Source organism: Paenibacillus sp. 01T431 (genome assembly GCF_056398625.1).
The window spans coordinates 338197-355237 of the sequence record NZ_JBFTPT010000011.1; the positions used below are offsets into that span (position 1 = coordinate 338197).

The following is a 17041-nucleotide window of genomic DNA, read 5'->3' on the forward strand; positions in this document are numbered from 1 at the left end:
ACAAAAAAAGCATTTCACGCCCCGGTTTTACCGAATGTAAAATGCTTTTTCCATCTCATTTTTAATTATGTTTTTTCAATTCCTTAATCCGGAGTATCGGATCTCCCACATACACCTGTGTTTGAGGAAGCATGCCATCACGCTGCTTAATGGCTAGGAAATTAAGCGTATTGACGAGCTCATCCTGCTGCTTTTCTTTTAATTGAAATTGCACACCATATTCATAAATGTCTTTGCCCAGTTCATTGTACCAGACGATAAATCCGAATAGCACATACATTTGATTAAGAATTTTCGTCTTAAACATCAAGAGAATATCGCTGTTAACGGGCAGCTTCACACCGACTATAAACCGGAGCCCGCCTGGTCCGATGTTTCGAACAAACACCTCTGTACTCCCAAGCTTCACACTGCTACCTTTGAACATCGTAATGGTCATCTCTGCCAATAGACAATGCTTCAAATCGATTCGAAAGCTTTTTCTCCGATTAACGAGCACCTCTTTACTTGGCATAAATAAAGCAGGCTCTTTACAAGATCTTCGGCTCAAAAGTTGTACGATGCTGTCCGGCTCTACAGGACGACTGAAATAATAACCTTGGATTTCATCGCATCGCTGCTCGCGTAAATAGTTGAATTGCTCCTTCGTTTCAACGCCTTCAGCCACCACCTGCATGCCAAGTTCGCCAGCCAATTGAATAATGCATTCAATAATGCTTTTATTTCTACGATCCGTCATCAACTCCTCGATAAATGACCGATCAATTTTGATCGTATCGAGTGCCAATCGCTTCAATAAATAAAGAGAGGAATAGCCGGTTCCAAAATCATCAAGCGATACTTTGATTTTTCTTTTCTTCAGCTCCAGCAGCAATTCAGTCACCGCATTCTCATTGCTAATAAAGGAGCTTTCCGTTATTTCAATTTCCAATCGATCTTGGGAAATTCCTGTCTCCTCGATGATCTGATCGATGGTATGCAATATATTTTGCTGAAGAAGCTGCTGCACCGAAAAGTTAACCGACAGCGTAACCGAAGGCAGGCCTAAGCTCTGCCACCGTTTATGCTGCATACAGGCTTCGCGAAGCACCCATTCTCCTATGGATACAATAAGCCCCGTTTCCTCTGCGATCGGTATGAATTCAGACGGAGCAACCAATCCCCAATCCGGATGATTCCAGCGCAGCAGCGCCTCAACGCCAACAATTTCCATCGTTTGCGAATGTACGCGAGGCATATAATGAAGGAACAGCTCTCCTCTTTCCTGCGCTTTACGCAAATCATTGCTGAGTGAAAATAATTTGAATGATTGCACATTTAAAGAAGAGGAATAGCACTGTGATTGGTTGCTGCCTCTGGACTTCGCATGATAAAGAGCCGCATTCGCATTTTTCATCAACTGCTCCACCGAGCTCCCATCGCCAGGCGATTGACTGATTCCAATACTTGCAGTTACATTCAGCTCATATCCTTCTATCAAAAATTGCTCATTGATAAGCTTAATAATAGTAGCTGCCATATCCTTGATTTCGTTTTGCTGCTTTACATCAGCTATAATAATTGCAAATTCGTCTCCGCCAAGTCGGAATACGGTTTGGCCATCACGTAAATTGCTCATCAATCGGAAGGCGATTTGTTTCAGCAACTCATCCCCAATTGGATGCCCCAGCGTATCATTTACATATTTGAAACGATCCACGTCAATCAGCACGATCGCCAGCCTCTGCTTAAAATACTCGCTTACCCTTAGCTGCTTATCTAGCTGGTCTTCAAACATTCTGCGATTTGGCATCTCCGTTAAATAATCGTGGTAAGCCAAATATTGATTTAATTCCTCAGCCTTGCTCCGATCCGTAATATCAAGGACTACTCCAACGATTGCCTGCTCTCCCATATTTGACACTTGATTATAGTGCACTTCGCAATGAATAATCGTCCCATCTTGTTTAATGGCTCTGTGGCAGAAATTGGATACAGACTGACCCTCCTGTAACTTCGTTAGCTGATTAACGACGGCTTCACGGTCTGAAGGATGGATCGTCTGTATAATATCCATACCATTCAAGGAGTCATAACCAAACATTTTATTGAGCTGATCGTTTGAATAAACGAAGTTGTTTTTCTGCGCGACAAAAATACCGACAATGGATTGCTCGACAATACTGAGGTATTTTAATTCGGTCTCAGTCAACGATTGCTCAATCATTTTTTGCTGCGTAATATCCTTGGCAATGCCATAGACACCGATAAGCTTTTTATTAATAATGATTGGAATATTGGTCACATTAAATTTGATCGTTTGTCCTGTTCTCGTAATGCCTGTCGTATCATAGTTTTGAGGTGTCAGCGTCTTGACTGTTTGCTCAAAATATTGAATCGTTTTATCCAGCGCTGCGGCATCTACAAATTTATGAAAACTATCATTTATAATTTCCTCTTTCGTATATCCAAAAAGTTGCTCAAGCACTGAATTGCATGACAAAAAACGCCCTTGTGCGTCTAAAGAAAAGACCGCGTCAGGATTGTTTTCAAATATCGATTTATAAAGCTGTTCTTCTAGTGTGAGGCGATGCTGCAATTTTTTATTTTCCGTTACATCCTGAATCATGCCTATCGTCAACAATATCTCGTTTTCGTCATTAAGTATGAATGTAATGTTTTCTACAACATATCTAACTTCACCGCTCTGACGAACGATTCTGTACTCGCAAACGCTCTCCTTCTTTGATTCAATTGCAAGGTGGAACTGCTGAATAACACGCTCACGATCATCGGGATGTACAAACTCAAAAAATTCGTCCATCGACATCGAGAAATCAGATTTCATACCATATATTTCGAACATTTGATTCGACCAGGATGCTTCTCTGCGAATATGGTCAAACTCCCAGTAGCCTAAATTCGCTATCTTTTGAACAATATTAAAACTACTAACATTAACATTGCCATTAAAACGTTTAATCATTTGTTTCATTGCTAAATATCCCCTCTTTTTCATAACGTAGGCGGTAACCTGAAGTTTTTAAGGAGAGGATATAGGTATGTTATCACTCATCCTTTTGGCAACCCAGCCACCTTTGGAAATTTCCTTTAGGCCTGTTGGCTTTGCGTCATTGTCTTTCGACAACTTTGCTTTTTACTAGGACTTTTTACATATACCAGTATTCCATATTATTCCGATATATACCATAACCAATTTAATAATAGGTCGAATGATGTAGAAAAACCTCCCATTTTGGGAGGTTTGGTATATTGATGATTTACAATCTAGGATCGATTTCCTTCTCTTTGGCGACCTCAAACAACAGATTAGCAACAGCCGCTTGATATCCATCGTTGTCTGGGGCAATTTCAGCAAAAGGAATCGCCAGCATATGCTGTCCTAGCCGGTACTCGTTAAATGATGTACGAAGCTTTTGCGTAATATTTTTTTGCTTGATGAGCTTATTGTACTTGTGCGGAAATCTATAATCATAACCGTAAATAATAGACATGTATTCCTTATTGCGCACTTTCATATAGGGAACCGTGTACGGCTGAGGCATCTCCGGCTTTATCACGACACCTTCCATATGATTGTCTACCGTAAGCGTGTAGAAATATTTTTCTGCAAGCTCATAGCTCTCCGCATCAGACAGCACAAGCGTAATGAATGGATCGTCAGAGAGGAAACGATACATCTCCGAGGTTTTCCACGCTGGCAGCTGCTCTCTTCCGTCCACGTATACGATTTTGAGCAGCGAAAATGGCTTGTATTCAAGCTCCCCTGCCTCGGCATACAGCTCTAGCTGCCTCTTATACGTTTCATATGCTTTGATATGCTCATCAATTGGCCTGTTTTTCTCAAGAATAGAATGAACATGCTTAAAATTTTGATAGACGGCTAGGCCATACTTCTCATTAATAGCCCCTTTGCTAAGGTGAAACTGATCCTTTTCAAAACCACTTTCCTTGAAATCATGCGCAAGCTTTCCGAACGCTTCCTCGAATCCATTCGCCTTCAGGAATGCAAGCTCTGTCTCAAGCCCCTTCTCAATTGGCTTAAACTGCTTTTCGATGAGACCTTCTCCCAGCGCCTCCCATGGCAAAAGCTCGCCATCCAGCAGAAGCATCGATATATCGTTTTCCTTCATGTAGCTTCCGAATCTTTGCAGCAGTCGCTCATAAACAGCGGTTAGGTCAACCTTATTTATTTTGTACCCATTGCGGCTCACTGCAAAACATTGCTCGATATCTGCATGCAAATAAACATTGCAGCGTGATCCCATATATTTGGGCTGCAGCACGACCTCTTTAACACCGCGCTCCATAAAATAGTTCAGCCCTTTCCTCAGCGATTCCAGCTCACCCGCCGCTTCATCCTTATCTGCAGGAGACATGGTTCCTGAAATAAAGTTAATTTTATTGCGCGAGCAATACTGCAATCTGCGGGCTTCATCATCATCCAGCTCCTGCAGCGATACTTTGCGTTCCTCTTTGAAGAGAGCAGGAAGCTCGCCTTCCATGCCGGCTATTGCCGATTTCTGTGATTTGAAAGTCGGCTTCACCGACAGAGAAACCGAGGTTAGCAGATTGCCGTGAACTGCGCCTGAATCCAAATGGATTTTATTTCTGATCCGAAATGCTTGTTTAGCAGCCACATGTCCAAAAACATGATACGGCTGGTTTCCTGCTGCATCCCGCTTCAGAAACGCAAGCTGTGCTTCAATCGGCGCCGATCGGTCGAGTCTAAAATTGCGCTGATGACGGATCGAATTCACATCCAGCTTGCCAATATATTTGTTCTCGCATGGCGCGTGAGTCACATAATAGGATGGTCCTGATTTTCCTACCATTCTGTAGAAAGGCTTCGACAGCGATACGAGATGATTAAACTTCTGAAGCAGCTCAGCATCGCCTCTCAGCACCTCAGTCGAATCGAAGTAGGCATGCAGCAGCTCCTCTTCCACACCTTTGATTTCACCACGCATATATTTATGGACGAAGTTTTCATGATTCCCAAGCACAAACAAAAACTTATCCTGATTCGTATATAGGAAATCAATGATTTCCTTAGTGCGGCTTCCCTTATCGATCCAATCTCCAACGAGCAATACTTTTGTACCGCTGACCTTTCCTGTCTCAACCAATACATTGCCCTCTAGTTGAAACCCATGGCTAACGAGCAAAGCCTTCAGCTCATCCACACATTCGTGAACGTCACCGACGATAATCGTCTTCTGGTCCAGCGGTAAAAAAACGTCCAAATACTCAGCAGCATCCTCGATTATAATCTTATAATCCGGATTCGCAACCTTATCCATAGGAGAATAAAAATCTTTAGCCCGCACCTTATGAACTTTGCTGTATTTCTCCCTCGAGAGCGAACCAAGCACATCCTTGCGCAAACGATTAATGTGGCTCGTTATCAGTTTCTTCGAACGCTCCGATGAATAATAATCATCCCGCTTCTTGTAATCAAACAGCACGACTTCAAGGTTGTAGTTATTTTCCTTTGCAACCTCTCTCACTCTCGCCCGGAAATCCTCCGACAAACCTGTTGTATCCACGACAACAAATTCCGCATTGATGGGGAAAGTAGTGACCAGACGCAGCTTCTCGAACAAAAGGCGGAAAGCCTGATCGCTCGCTTCAAGCATGATTTGATCATATTTGTCATAATCAGAGCCTAGAAGCTCTTGTCTAATGCTATCGGATGAAATATATTGCACGTTCGCATTCATGCCCTTGCTGTCATCCCTAAATCGCAGCTGCGGCATCAGCACTTCGTTTGCAAAGGTTGTTTTCCCGCATTCCGTCGTGCCAATCAGCATAAAAATCGTATGGACTCTCGTTCTCATTTCCATTGACGCTACTCTCTCCTCTTCCGCAAAATCGCACCCTGCGTCGTTTGTATACCGTTCACTCCGTCGCCGATTGCGACAAATTGGCTTTCCACGGTTTGATCTTTAATCGTTTCGAGCAGCCACTCTTGAAATTCCGCTCGCCCAAGCTCCCATTTATGGTCATCATGCCGGAAGTCTTCCAGCTCATAATAAGCATTAAACTCTGCATTAGGTGTTGTCAGCACAAAATAATCAAAATCAACATGTTCGCATATTTGCCGTATCAGAACAGCTGCCTCATTTAGACTCATATGCTCAATAACCTCGGTCAAAATGACATCCACCTGCTCGCCGTTATAAGCCTCTAGAAAGTGTTCAATGGAAGGAAAGGTAGCGATGTTGTCCAGTTCCTTTGCTTTCGCCTTCCGCTCTACTACCTCTAGCAGCGGCTCATGGATATCAACCGCGTAGTAGCTGTCTTCAATTTTGGATGCAAATGGAATCGCATAAAAACCTTCTCCACAGCCAACGTCGAGTATTGCCTTATTGAACGGAAGCACGTTTCCGATATAGCTTCTCCGCTGCTGAGCCGTCCCGCCGAAGGCCAATTGAACCGCATAACGGTCTGTTTTCTCCAGCTCTTCTTTATATTTCTTGAACCGGTCTCTTGAAGCTAGAAAATTGCGGGCAAACAAGCTTCGTATATAAAAGGGTGCGTCGATAATTTGGATACTCTTCACATATTTAATCAACACATCATCAGAAATATCGATGTATTCGTCGCTGAACATCGAAAGGAAGAGACAAAGCACACTAACGACATGCATAAGCTCATATAACGATTTATGCGTCTTAATGGTAAGCGAATAGCTCTTATGCGCCAGATGTACTGCTTCAAATGTATAGTCGGTAAGATGCTTCTCAAAAAAATGAATATAACGCAAGAGCTCAATATGAATCATATTGATATGGAAGGTATGCTCGTATTGCTCCGTGTCACTCGAATGCTGCGCTTTAAGCGGCGCTGCAAAAAATTCATTAATCGCTCCCAGTACAAAGAGCGGCGTATTATATCGCGATACATTGAGGTACTCAAATTGGTCCTGCCTATGCTGCTTGTATGAAACCTCATTGTCGGCATCCTTAAAATAAACGTTGAAGGTTGCTTCATCGGTATACCAGCCGTAGGCCATTCCTTTGCGAACGGCGCGCAGCAGCATGCCTGACCCCGGATTTTTTCTGATGACGAACGAAAAGCTTGGGTTCGTCGATTTCACTTGCACGATAGCCATCCTTAACTTCCCCTTACTTGTCAATTAAAAGCAACACTATTTAATCCCAAACCTCTTGTAATGCTCTGCGGAACAAGTCATCAAGCTGATTGTCCTGCGCAGTTCCCCCTTGACCCATTTCGAGTGCGATTTGTTCAAAATGAACCATTCGCTCCTCCAAATAGGAGTTAATAACTTGCAGCCTAGGCTCATAATCGAGCTCGTCGCCCGCTTTTTTCCTGCGCAGCAATTGTTCAACCGTAGCCCTCAGCTCGCTCTGCTCAGGAATAAGCGCCTCTACTAAACGATCAAATTCGATTGGAGGCATCGAGTTGTACTTCGCAATCCAGCCGCAAGCAAGAATCGGCCTTAACACATAAAAATACTTTTTTATTTTCACTTGCTCGCCTTGCAGATACTCTCGGTAGTTCCCTTTAGCCATATGGAGATAATGGTACATGCACGACTTCGGCGAGAAAGATAACGGAGAGACACTTCGGATTTGTTTGGCTACTGAGTATTTCGTAAAGTATGGAATCGGTGATTGCAGCCATTCGAGCAGAGGCGGATTCGACTTGCGAAACAGATTAAGCGCTTTGCGCAAATCCCAGCCGTTAATATCGAGAAGATCACTTATAGGCCGTTCGATTACATCTCTTTTGTCAAATATCGATAAATACCATTCCACCGGCCTGACGTAAATAAATCGCACGTCGTAATCGCTGTCCTTAGAAGGGAAACCCCAAGCCCTGCTTCCTGATTCGCACGCGTAAACGATGCGAACCTGTTCCTCCCGCTCGATTTTACCCAGTTCCAGCAAAATATTTTCATGTATGTTGGTCATTCTAGACACTCCTTTACTCAGCTTCTTCTTGCAAAAAAAAAGACCATGGACAAGATCGTCCATAGTCTAGGAAAAAGAATAGTCAGCAATGCAGCTAACACGAGGTCAGTACACGCTTCCCTTCAAATACCAAACAACGGGTCCGAGGAGTGGAGCTATTCTCTTTGCTTAAATTAAAAGAATTGGATTGTTCATCATTTACGTTAACTAACTGTACTTCTAGATATTGGTTAAACATTCTCCTCGTCCCCCTTCTTTTCCTTTATTTACGTTCCTTTGACAGCAGCTAACGGTTTGCATTTTGCTACGACCTGCGCAAGCCCGGCTCCGACTACACTCTCAATGATTTGATCTACATCCTTGTATGCCTGCGGTGATTCATCGACCAGCGACTCCATAGAGCGCTGGTTTACGACGATTTCATCATCCGTGCCTACACGCATTGCAATAGCGACCTCTTCTACCGATACGAGCTGCTTCGTTGCGTTCCGTGACCTGATTCGACCTGCGCCATGACAGATGGAATAATGATTCGCTTTTCCTTCAGCACTTCCGACCATAATGTAAGAGGCAGTACCCATCGATCCTGGTATGAGCGCCGGATGCCCCGTGCTCCGATAAGGCTCAGGGTTATCCGGATGTCCTGCCGGCAGCGCTCTTGTTGCACCCTTGCGATGAATGAAATAGGATTGCTCATCCTGTTCTTCCTCCCATGCGTAGTTATGCATGAGATCATACAATGTGCGCAGCTCGAATTTAGAGCCGAACACATCCTTGCCCGCCTCCCGGACAGCGTATGCAATCAGGTGGCGATTCACGACCGCATAATTCAAGGCCGAGTACATGAGGTTGACATACGTTTGGCCGAGCGGATGGGATAATGGCGCATATAGCAGCTTAGGATCTGCGGTGCCTATGCCTTCCTGACGCATCATTTTGGCAATGTCCGTGCTGCAATATTGACTAACCGCACCGCCCCAAGCCCGCGAGCCGGAATGAATCATAATGACCACTTGGCCGTCGAACAGCCCCCATGCTTCGGCAATTTCTCTGTTTTCCTCGGCAATTTCAATCGCTTGAATTTCTACAAAATGATTGCCGCCGCCAAGTGTGCCGAGCTGGCGATGCGCGCGATGCCAGACAACTTCAGGAAACTTATCCAGCACCTCTTCGTCAAAATCAAAGCGGCTGCTCTCCACATGGGTTAAGGAGGTAGCTTTGCGCGGCGTGTAGGCATCTGGAATATATTTTTTCGGCAAGCCATGCAAGCCCTTCTTCACGATATTCTCAAGTCTAATATCTGAGAAGTAACCTCTTGCATGCTCCTCGACTGGCATATATTTCTCAATAGCCTTAACCAGCTTGCGCCGCAGCTTTACTTCCTTCAAATCATCCTTATGCAGATTTGTTAGCTGTACGCGCATTCCGCATCCGATATCGCTGCCTACGATGGAAGGAGATACGTAGCCATCACTCGTATTCCATACCGCTGTTGTACCGATACAGGTTCCMACACCAACATGCACATCAGGCGTATAGCTCATATATACTTGATTCGGTATTTGTAAGTTGTTGTTCGCCATTTCAAACACTTTATAATCCAAGGACGCGAATAGCTCTGGTCCTGCATAAACATGCACCTGCCCCGAAGGCAGCTTTACTTGCTGATAATACGTTTCTTTCATATCCGATAATCTCCTCAAAATTCAAATGAACACAAAAAAGCCATGGACCCCAAAATGTCCATGGCTTAATCTTGCGCCTTTATTTCCCAATCGTTGCAGCTTGCAGCATACAAGATTTTAGAAAATAGTCACAGGCCCCGTAGAGGCCGATGAAATGGACTTGCTATATTTAGTTGCATGATTACGTTCTAAATTTAGTCCGAACATTGTCATCGACCTCCTTTCATTTGATTTACATCATAATAATCTGATCACCCAACTTCTGTCAACACATTTATAATAAACCAAAAATAAGATGCTCGAAGGAGCATCTTATTTTCACGGATAAATAACTTATAAATGAGCCAATAAGTTCACGCGTACTTCAGCCAGCGTCAAATCGCGAACTAGCTTCCCATCCTCAAACACTACTTCCAGCTGATCCTCTGCTTTACGAGCTTCATATTCCTCTGCGCTAAGATTGTCAGTATAGGCAAATTTCCCGTCCTGCTCCGTAACGAGGACAAGACCTGTCTGCGACTTCTTCACGCCATTATCTGTTTTGGGATCCTTATAGATTTTGCGCTCCTCGCCATTCACAATCGTAAACGTCGATTTTAATGCGAAGCCAAATGTATCCCGCGTATTGTATTGGTAAGTGAACGAACCGATCCCATACACCATATTCGTCGATGCAAAACCTTTTGCTGCCAGCTTCTCGCAAATTTCCTTGCAGCGCGAAATCGTAATCGCATCCCCATAGATCGCCCCGATGTGGCTATCTAGCTGCTTATAGCCCTTCTCCGTAACCGTGCCGCCAAAAATATCCCAGAGTATTTCAATAACGCCTTTACGTTCGAATTCACTCTCTCCATCCGGGTCGCCGCAAATGATTTTGACCGGATCTCCGCTGTCGGGACGAATGACCACCTTGCCGTCCCTGCTCATAATGTCATCCTTCAAGCCGCGAATGACCACGTCCAGCACACTCCATAAATCCCAAGTATCCGATACGATCGAGACGAAGCCATTTGGGTATACCTCTTTGATCAAATAGCGGTACGATGCCATCTCGTCACGTCCGTGCGCGCACATAACGCTATGCTCGGTTGCCGGAATCGATGTACCAACCAATTCTTTTTCTATATTCGCATTATAATAGTTTTCCAAATACAATATCGCTGGTATCGTATCTGTTCCCGTGAACGATAGGAGATGGCCTGCGCTGCTGCCGAGCGCCGATTCAAGCGCACCCATGCCGCGCATCGAGAAATCATGGCCTTGGAACGGTACGCCTGCTGTATCGCCGCTTGTCTGCAGCGCATAGGCTTCTAAAATTTTGCGATACTCAAAAGCTAGCGTAGCGCTCGTAGCCGGCATCCACAGCTGGCACGACATCAACGTCTCCAAATAGTTCGTCAGCCAGAAAAATTCAGGCTTCGTGTTCTCAATAGTCAGCATTGGTACTCTTATCGGTACTAATGCACCTTCTTTAATCGCCTTAATCTTGATCGGCAAATACCCAAGATCGTGCAGCTCCTCAATATGCGATGCATCGGGATTCGCTTCTCCAAGCGCATATTGAATGAGCCTCTTGTACTCATGCGCTACCTCTGCCTTTGTTCTTGCAAAGAAGTGCTCATTAAAATAATCGATGAGATATTGTTTGATAAACGACTGGAAGCCAAAAGCGACAACCTCGTTAATATCATCTAGTCGGCTTGTGCGAGCGGTCCACGTCGAATAAACGAGCTCCGTTCCTTTTGGATACTGATTTTTATGGCTCACCTTGTAAAAGTCACATAGCAGCGTAGCTGGATAAACGAATGTTTGCGTCATATTATAGGCCTCCTATTGCGAATACGTGAATTTTGTCATGCTCTGCTTGATGAAGTATGGTGTCGGTCGTATACACCTTATCAATAAGATCAGTTTCTAATATTTTCCCTTTATAGATCGAATGCTCGCAGTGTCCTACCAGCAAATAAATATGCGTGGCTCCAAGTGCCTTCAGCTTCTCTGCGCTAAGCATAAACGTGCCGCCATACGAACAAAGATCATCAACAATAACGGCCTTAAAGCCCTCGCGCGGGGTATGTCCAACGACGTCCAGACTCTTGATTTGGCCGGTCTGAAAATCTCTTACTTTATAGCCTACCAGCTGCTGGTAGCCTTGAACCTTGCTGTAACGTTTCTGCGCCCCTGCATCTGGGAAAAAAAGATAGTCCTTCTCCGAATCAAAACCTACTTCGTTCGCGACCTGCTCAAGCAGCTGAATCGTTGGATATTTGCCAATACTCCGATCGATCAGCGCCAGCGATACATCGGAATGCGGCTCGATAATCGTTACCGATTCAAAGTTCATGTTATTGATAAAGGCAGCTGTATATTTTAACGTAAAGGCAGAAGTACCTTCGACTCGATCCATTCGGCTGTACGGCAGATAATAAATGGTCAACGTACATTTAACGCGCCGATCATCGAGATAGCTCTTGATGAACATCAGCTTAACCAGATCGCCATCATTCTCATATTTCCATACGATCGTATTGAATTCCGCCATATGCGTAAGAATTTCATCGCCGTTTATGAGCGTCTCCCCATTCGGAAACTGTTTTAACCCAAGCTCTACTCCATTAAACTTCAGCATGACATCACTCTCCTCGTAAGCGTTCAGCTATAAATAGACAATCTTGGCTCTTCCTTTGTAAAAAGGTACAATTGCGCTGCTCGCTGCGAATATTGATTGGATTGCTTCGGATTTCCATTCGTATCCGTCGCCTCCTCAATAATCGTGCTGCGGCTTTTCGTTGACGTCAATTTGCGAATGAAATTTTTCTCCTCAAAGTCAGGAACAACCGTTTTTATTACCTGATACAGCTCACTAAGCGTAAACTCCTCTGGCAGAAACTCCTTCGCTATCTTCGTAGTCAGCATTTTCTTGCGAATCTCTTGCAGCGCATCGGTCAAGATTTGCTTATGGTCAAACGCCAAATCCATTTGAAGCGCTTCTTCGACTGTAAACAATTGCACATCCGATGCATCCACAGCCGCAGCCCTTTGTTCAAGTGTACATTCGTTTACGAGCGCTAGAAAAGCATGCGAGATAATCCAGCCCCTTGGATCACGGCCAGGCGTGCTATACACGTTAAAATATTCAATATGCACGTCCTCAACCGCTGTCTCTTCTTGCAGCTCGCGTATAGCACAGTCATATACCGTCTCATTTTCCATCGTAAAGCCGCCTGGCAGCGCCCACTGCCCTTCGAAGGGCCATATATTCCGCTTGATCAGCAGCACCTGCAGCTCCCTCATAGGCAGCGCCTTCTTTGGCGTTTGCCTTTCTGTCGTTACGATCGTAAAGATGACGATATCTGCTGGTGCGCCATCAGGTGATCGGTAATGATCTGCTGCGTAATTGGATTCATTTTCGACCATTGCTGCTGCACTCCGATCCATATCATTTATTCGATTTGATATTATCATAATGACATTATTAAATTCCTTTGTCAACGGCTGCTGTGAAAAATAGGCAATTAGTCACGAATAAGTATATAAAAAAAGAAGCGGCTGCACGCCGCTCCTGTTATATTATTTCGTTTCTATAGCATCGGCAGGGTAGACGAGTCCAATCTGCTTTCTTGCCTCATCCATAATCTCCAGCGTCACGAGTGAATTTGCAAACGTGTTAATGGATGACTCCGTACGTCCAGCTTTAATCAGCTCGATAAATTCCTTCGCTTCATAGTACATCGACTTGCTATTTGAAGGCTGCGAAATATCTTCGCTTGTTCCGTTGCGGTATTGAATTTCAACCTTCCCTATTTCACTGATCTTATCGATTACGATACTGCCGTTCTCCCCTTGAATCTCCGATGGCAGCGATGAATGTGTAATTTTGGAATACATGATGACCGCATCCATGCTCTCATACTGAAGAACGATGCTTCCTTCCCCATCCACGCCAGAATCCAGCATGACACCAGTCGCTTTAATCACATCCGGCTTGCCAAATAAGGCTACAAGCGGGTAGACGCAATAAATGCCAAGATCCATAAGCGCCCCGTTTGAGAATACAGGATTAAAAGCATTAAGCACCGTACCCGCCTTATAGGCATCGTACCTAGACGAATACTGGCAATAACTCGCAAAATAACGCCGTATCGTTCCAAGCTTGTCGATGTTGTCTTGAACAGCCTTAAACCCTGGCAGCATCGTCGACTTTAACGCCTCCATGAGCAGCACGCCGTTTTCCTTCGCAGCCGCAATCATCTGGCGCAGCTCATGCGCATTCGAAGCGATCGGCTTCTCGCAGAGCACATGAATGCCATGCTTCATACAAGCAATCGCATGAGCGGCATGAAATGAGTTTGGACTAGCAATGTATACCGCATCAATTTGTCCACTTGCCGCCATCTCTTCGATATCCGTAAATGTAGCAGCAATACTATGTTTCTCCGCAAATGTACTCGCTGTTTCTATCGAACGCGAATAGACAGCAGCTAGTTTAAAATCTTCAACCTCGCGCGCCGCAGAAATAAATGACTCCGTAATCCAGTTTGTACCGATAACGCCGAATTTGATCATAATCGTCTCTCCTTGAAAAATAGATTTATTGGCTAATCGCTTATTATATTTTTATGAAATGAGGAAAATCTTCTTCTGTTTATTATAGCCATGCCAAGGACTGCCTGTCCAAATGATTCAGCTGCATTTTGACATTTTGTATAATCTGTATTAACATCTCTAATACAAATGATACTTTATTGCTAGGGGTGATCCGATGATTATGACGCTTGACTACAACAGTGATATACCGATCTACGTCCAGCTCCGCAACCAAATTGTCATCGGAATTGGCGTAGGCGGACTCAATTATGGGGAGAAATTGCCAACGGTAAGACAGCTCGCTGATGATTTAGGGGTAAATGCCATGACCGTGAACAAAGCCTATGCCCTTCTCAAAAACGAGGGATACATATCTATTGATCGCCGTCATGGGGCCAAGGTACGCACCGAATGGAGCAAGCAAGCTGATTTTAGCCAAAAGCTGGAGCATGAATTAAAGCTTGTTATTTCTGAGGCTAGTCTTAAAGGTATCGAGCAAGAACAATTTATGCACATTTGCTCGAACATCTTTAAAGCCGCAATGAGCAAAAATCATCCCCTGCCAGAATAGGAGACCTTTCATGAACAATATTATTTTAATCGTTCCAGCAGCTATTGCCTACATCACTATTCTTGTTATGTTATTGAAGCAAGCCGTACCAAGCAATCACATATTGTTTGGCGTTACGTTTCCTGCACATGCCTTCGAGGATGCAGAAATGAAGCAGCTTCAAGAAAAATATAAAAAATCATATTTTGTGTATGCTGGCATTACATTAATAACCTTAGTGCCTTTTTTCCTGCTCGATAAATACTTTTCACTGGCCTTTACTTACATGCTGCTTTGGTTTGCAATTTTTTTGTATACATCCAAACTTCCTTTCAACAAAATCCATCATAAAGCCGCTGCGCTCAAACGGGATAAACAATGGTTTGTCGGAGAAAAACGAGTGATCCGTATCGATGCCAAAGTAACGCAGCTCAAAAAATCGATGCTTGTTTCTCCCTATTGGTTCCTAATTCCCGCTCTTTTATCTGTCGTCCCTATTATTGTTTCCTTGTTTAACAGCGACGTTCTCTTAAAAATGACCGGCATTGCCTCACTCGCGATGACAGCGATCTTATTCGTCATTTACACTGCCTTTGGCAAAATGAAGACGAAGGTATACAGCAAAAACCACGACATCAACGCCGCTATTAACCGCGCAGCACGTCGTTATTGGTCCATGCTTTGGCCTAGCCTTGCTGTTTTTGAGAGCATTAATGCTTTTGTTGCTTATATGATTTTAACACAGGGGAGCTCGCTGAGCTTTACGCAGTGGATGATTGGTATTGTCATGGTATCCCTCTTGCCGCTGTGCAGCATCTTTTTTGTACATAACAAGATACAGGCGGTTGAAGAAAGCCTTGCCGAAACAGACGGCCAAAGCATTGTAGCCGATGACGACCACTACTGGATTAATGGCTCTACTTACTACAACCCGGATGATCAGACGATCATGGTTCCTAAACGTGTTGGAATTGGAACAACGGTCAATATGGCAACCCGGGCCGGAAAATGGATTCAATACGGCGGCATCGTGCTTGTCCTTGTGATCGTCATTCCTTTGACTGCTTTTATTGTGCAATCTGACAATACGGCTCCTACTCTAACTATTAAAGAGGACGGCATCGTGTCCATCGATTACCCTTTATATGATTACAGCTTTAATTTAAGTGACGTTAAGGGAATTACGCTTGAAGAGACGCTCCCAAGCGGATTTAGAACAAATGGCACAGCGACAGCGGAATATGCCCGTGGCAACTTTTCCTTAGAGAAGCTGGGTGCTGCCAAGCTATATGTATTTAAAAACTCACCGCCGTACATTACCATGCAGCTTGACGGTTTAACCGTTATTTTCAATGAGAAAGACGCCGCCAGAACGAAGGAGCTTTTCGAACAACTAACGGCTAGCAAGCTTTAATGCTAATACGGTACTCAACTGCTGTTATGTTCGTGCTTTTAGAACGCGTCTCCACCATACACGAATTGATCCAGAGATGCTAAAGACTGCTCGTTTAGAGGCGTGGAGTTGTCAAAATAAAGCACTGAGGATGCTGGAATGTTCCATTTCAGCTCTCTCCTCACTAAAGACGGACTAAACTCGCTCCAGTTGTCCAGCTTATACTGATCGAGTATAGATCCCCTTTGCACAATTCGTTCATAATGCACCTTGTCGTCACGGAGATAAACGAATACGACCTTTACCTCAACGTCTGATAAAGAGGCCCCGATTGCGAAGAGCTCCTGCTCAATCCAGTCCGGGGTCTCTGTTTCTTTCGTGAAGGGCCCAATTACAAATATATCGCCGTCATTAGCAATATTCTCAAGTGCAGCATCCATCGTAATGCGATAGCCTAAATCGCGGCACAGTTTCTTATAGAGACTTGAATCCCGGTCATTCGGATCAAGTCCTGCCTGCGTCATAAGCGCAACAGCTGCCGGTCTAAGCACTGTATCCATATCAATAATGGCCACACTGCGCCTCTTCGCCAGCGCTTTCGCTAATGTCGTCTTGCCTGCTCCTGCACCGCCTACAAAAAATACTAATTTGCGCATGGCGAACCCCTCATCATTATTAATGTCTTATTCATAACAAAAAAACACCCTGCATTGCAAGGTGTTTTGGATGTGTAAAATTGGAGCGGAAGACGGGAATCGAACCCGCGACCCTCGCCTTGGCAAGGCGATGCTCTACCGCTGAGCCACTTCCGCATATAAATGGCTGGGGATTCAGGGATCGAACCTGAGAATGACGGAGTCAAAGTCCGTTGCCTTACCGCTTGGCT

The 17041-nt window shown here is 44.4% G+C and carries 12 protein-coding genes, 1 tRNA gene and 1 riboswitch; of the genes, 2 read left to right on the top strand and 11 right to left on the bottom strand.

Annotation, left to right across the window (positions count from 1 at the left end; all coding sequences use genetic code 11):
• Nucleotides 1-61: 61 nt before the first annotated feature.
• The 9 genes from AC1DM9_RS21360 to AC1DM9_RS21400 all read right to left on the bottom strand — a co-directional run bounded on the left by AC1DM9_RS21360 (nt 62) and on the right by AC1DM9_RS21400 (nt 14191).
• The gene (locus tag AC1DM9_RS21360; protein WP_477582046.1) at nt 62-2974 is read right to left on the bottom strand and encodes an EAL domain-containing protein; all 2913 of its coding nucleotides are present in this window, start codon (nt 2972-2974) and stop codon (nt 62-64) included.
• Between the two features lie 84 nt (nt 2975-3058).
• A riboswitch (cyclic di-GMP riboswitch) is annotated at nt 3059-3144 on the bottom strand.
• Nucleotides 3145-3260: 116 nt separating this feature from the next.
• Complete coding sequence (locus AC1DM9_RS21365) at nt 3261-5846, bottom strand: metallophosphoesterase (RefSeq protein WP_477582048.1); 2586 nt, start codon at nt 5844-5846, stop codon at nt 3261-3263.
• Nucleotides 5847-5851: 5 nt separating this feature from the next.
• Nucleotides 5852-7117, bottom strand: a complete 1266-nt coding sequence (locus AC1DM9_RS21370) for a methyltransferase domain-containing protein (RefSeq protein WP_477582050.1) — start codon at nt 7115-7117, stop codon at nt 5852-5854.
• Nucleotides 7118-7157: 40 nt separating this feature from the next.
• The gene (locus AC1DM9_RS21375; RefSeq protein ID WP_477551724.1) at nt 7158-8003 is read right to left on the bottom strand and encodes a nucleotidyltransferase domain-containing protein; all 846 of its coding nucleotides are present in this window, start codon (nt 8001-8003) and stop codon (nt 7158-7160) included.
• Between the two features lie 203 nt (nt 8004-8206).
• Nucleotides 8207-9625 (bottom strand): RtcB family protein, encoded by a 1419-nt coding sequence (locus AC1DM9_RS21380; RefSeq protein ID WP_477551725.1) that lies wholly within the window; start codon nt 9623-9625, stop codon nt 8207-8209.
• A 333-nt stretch (nt 9626-9958) separates the two neighbouring features.
• Nucleotides 9959-11443, bottom strand: a complete 1485-nt coding sequence (locus AC1DM9_RS21385) for a nicotinate phosphoribosyltransferase (RefSeq protein ID WP_477551726.1) — start codon at nt 11441-11443, stop codon at nt 9959-9961.
• 1 nt (nt 11444) lies between these two features.
• A complete protein-coding gene (locus AC1DM9_RS21390; protein WP_477582052.1) occupies nt 11445-12254 on the bottom strand; it encodes a ribose-phosphate pyrophosphokinase in 810 nt (269 codons plus the stop codon).
• A 23-nt stretch (nt 12255-12277) separates the two neighbouring features.
• A complete protein-coding gene (locus AC1DM9_RS21395) occupies nt 12278-13042 on the bottom strand; it encodes an NUDIX domain-containing protein (protein WP_477551727.1) in 765 nt (254 codons plus the stop codon).
• Nucleotides 13043-13195: 153 nt separating this feature from the next.
• Entirely contained in the window at nt 13196-14191 is a 996-nt protein-coding gene (locus AC1DM9_RS21400; protein ID WP_339207123.1) for a Gfo/Idh/MocA family protein, read from the bottom strand.
• A gap of 196 nt (nt 14192-14387) precedes the next feature.
• On the opposite strand from AC1DM9_RS21400, the gene AC1DM9_RS21405 reads away from it, so the two are divergent.
• Nucleotides 14388-14783 carry a GntR family transcriptional regulator gene (locus AC1DM9_RS21405; protein ID WP_441911767.1) on the top strand — a complete coding sequence of 132 codons (396 nt, stop codon included), beginning with the start codon at nt 14388-14390 and terminating at the stop codon, nt 14781-14783.
• A gap of 10 nt (nt 14784-14793) precedes the next feature.
• The gene (locus AC1DM9_RS21410; RefSeq protein ID WP_477582054.1) at nt 14794-16176 is read left to right on the top strand and encodes a DUF5808 domain-containing protein; all 1383 of its coding nucleotides are present in this window, start codon (nt 14794-14796) and stop codon (nt 16174-16176) included.
• 38 nt (nt 16177-16214) lie between these two features.
• On the opposite strand, the gene AC1DM9_RS21415 is transcribed toward AC1DM9_RS21410, so the two are convergent.
• The gene (locus AC1DM9_RS21415) at nt 16215-16811 is read right to left on the bottom strand and encodes a P-loop nucleotide/nucleoside kinase family protein (RefSeq protein WP_477512509.1); all 597 of its coding nucleotides are present in this window, start codon (nt 16809-16811) and stop codon (nt 16215-16217) included.
• 81 nt (nt 16812-16892) lie between these two features.
• Nucleotides 16893-16967, bottom strand: a tRNA-Gly gene (locus AC1DM9_RS21420).
• Between the last annotated feature and the right edge of the window lie 74 nt (nt 16968-17041).

Bases quoted from the DNA above. Each gene is read 5' to 3' on its own strand.
- AC1DM9_RS21360 (WP_477582046.1), bottom strand. From the start codon at position 2,974: ATGAAACAAATGATTAAACGTTTTAATGGCAATGTTAATGTTAGTAGT.
- AC1DM9_RS21365 (WP_477582048.1), bottom strand. From the start codon at position 5,846: ATGGAAATGAGAACGAGAGTCCATACGATTTTTATGCTGATTGGCACG.
- AC1DM9_RS21370 (WP_477582050.1), bottom strand. From the start codon at position 7,117: ATGGCTATCGTGCAAGTGAAATCGACGAACCCAAGCTTTTCGTTCGTC.
- AC1DM9_RS21375 (WP_477551724.1), bottom strand. From the start codon at position 8,003: ATGGACGATCTTGTCCATGGTCTTTTTTTTTGCAAGAAGAAGCTGAGT.
- AC1DM9_RS21385 (WP_477551726.1), bottom strand. From the start codon at position 11,443: ATGACGCAAACATTCGTTTATCCAGCTACGCTGCTATGTGACTTTTAC.
- AC1DM9_RS21390 (WP_477582052.1), bottom strand. From the start codon at position 12,254: ATGCTGAAGTTTAATGGAGTAGAGCTTGGGTTAAAACAGTTTCCGAAT.
- AC1DM9_RS21395 (WP_477551727.1), bottom strand. From the start codon at position 13,042: ATGGTCGAAAATGAATCCAATTACGCAGCAGATCATTACCGATCACCT.
- AC1DM9_RS21400 (WP_339207123.1), bottom strand. From the start codon at position 14,191: ATGATCAAATTCGGCGTTATCGGTACAAACTGGATTACGGAGTCATTT.
- AC1DM9_RS21405 (WP_441911767.1), top strand. From the start codon at position 14,388: ATGATTATGACGCTTGACTACAACAGTGATATACCGATCTACGTCCAG.
- AC1DM9_RS21410 (WP_477582054.1), top strand. From the start codon at position 14,794: ATGAACAATATTATTTTAATCGTTCCAGCAGCTATTGCCTACATCACT.
- AC1DM9_RS21415 (WP_477512509.1), bottom strand. From the start codon at position 16,811: ATGCGCAAATTAGTATTTTTTGTAGGCGGTGCAGGAGCAGGCAAGACG.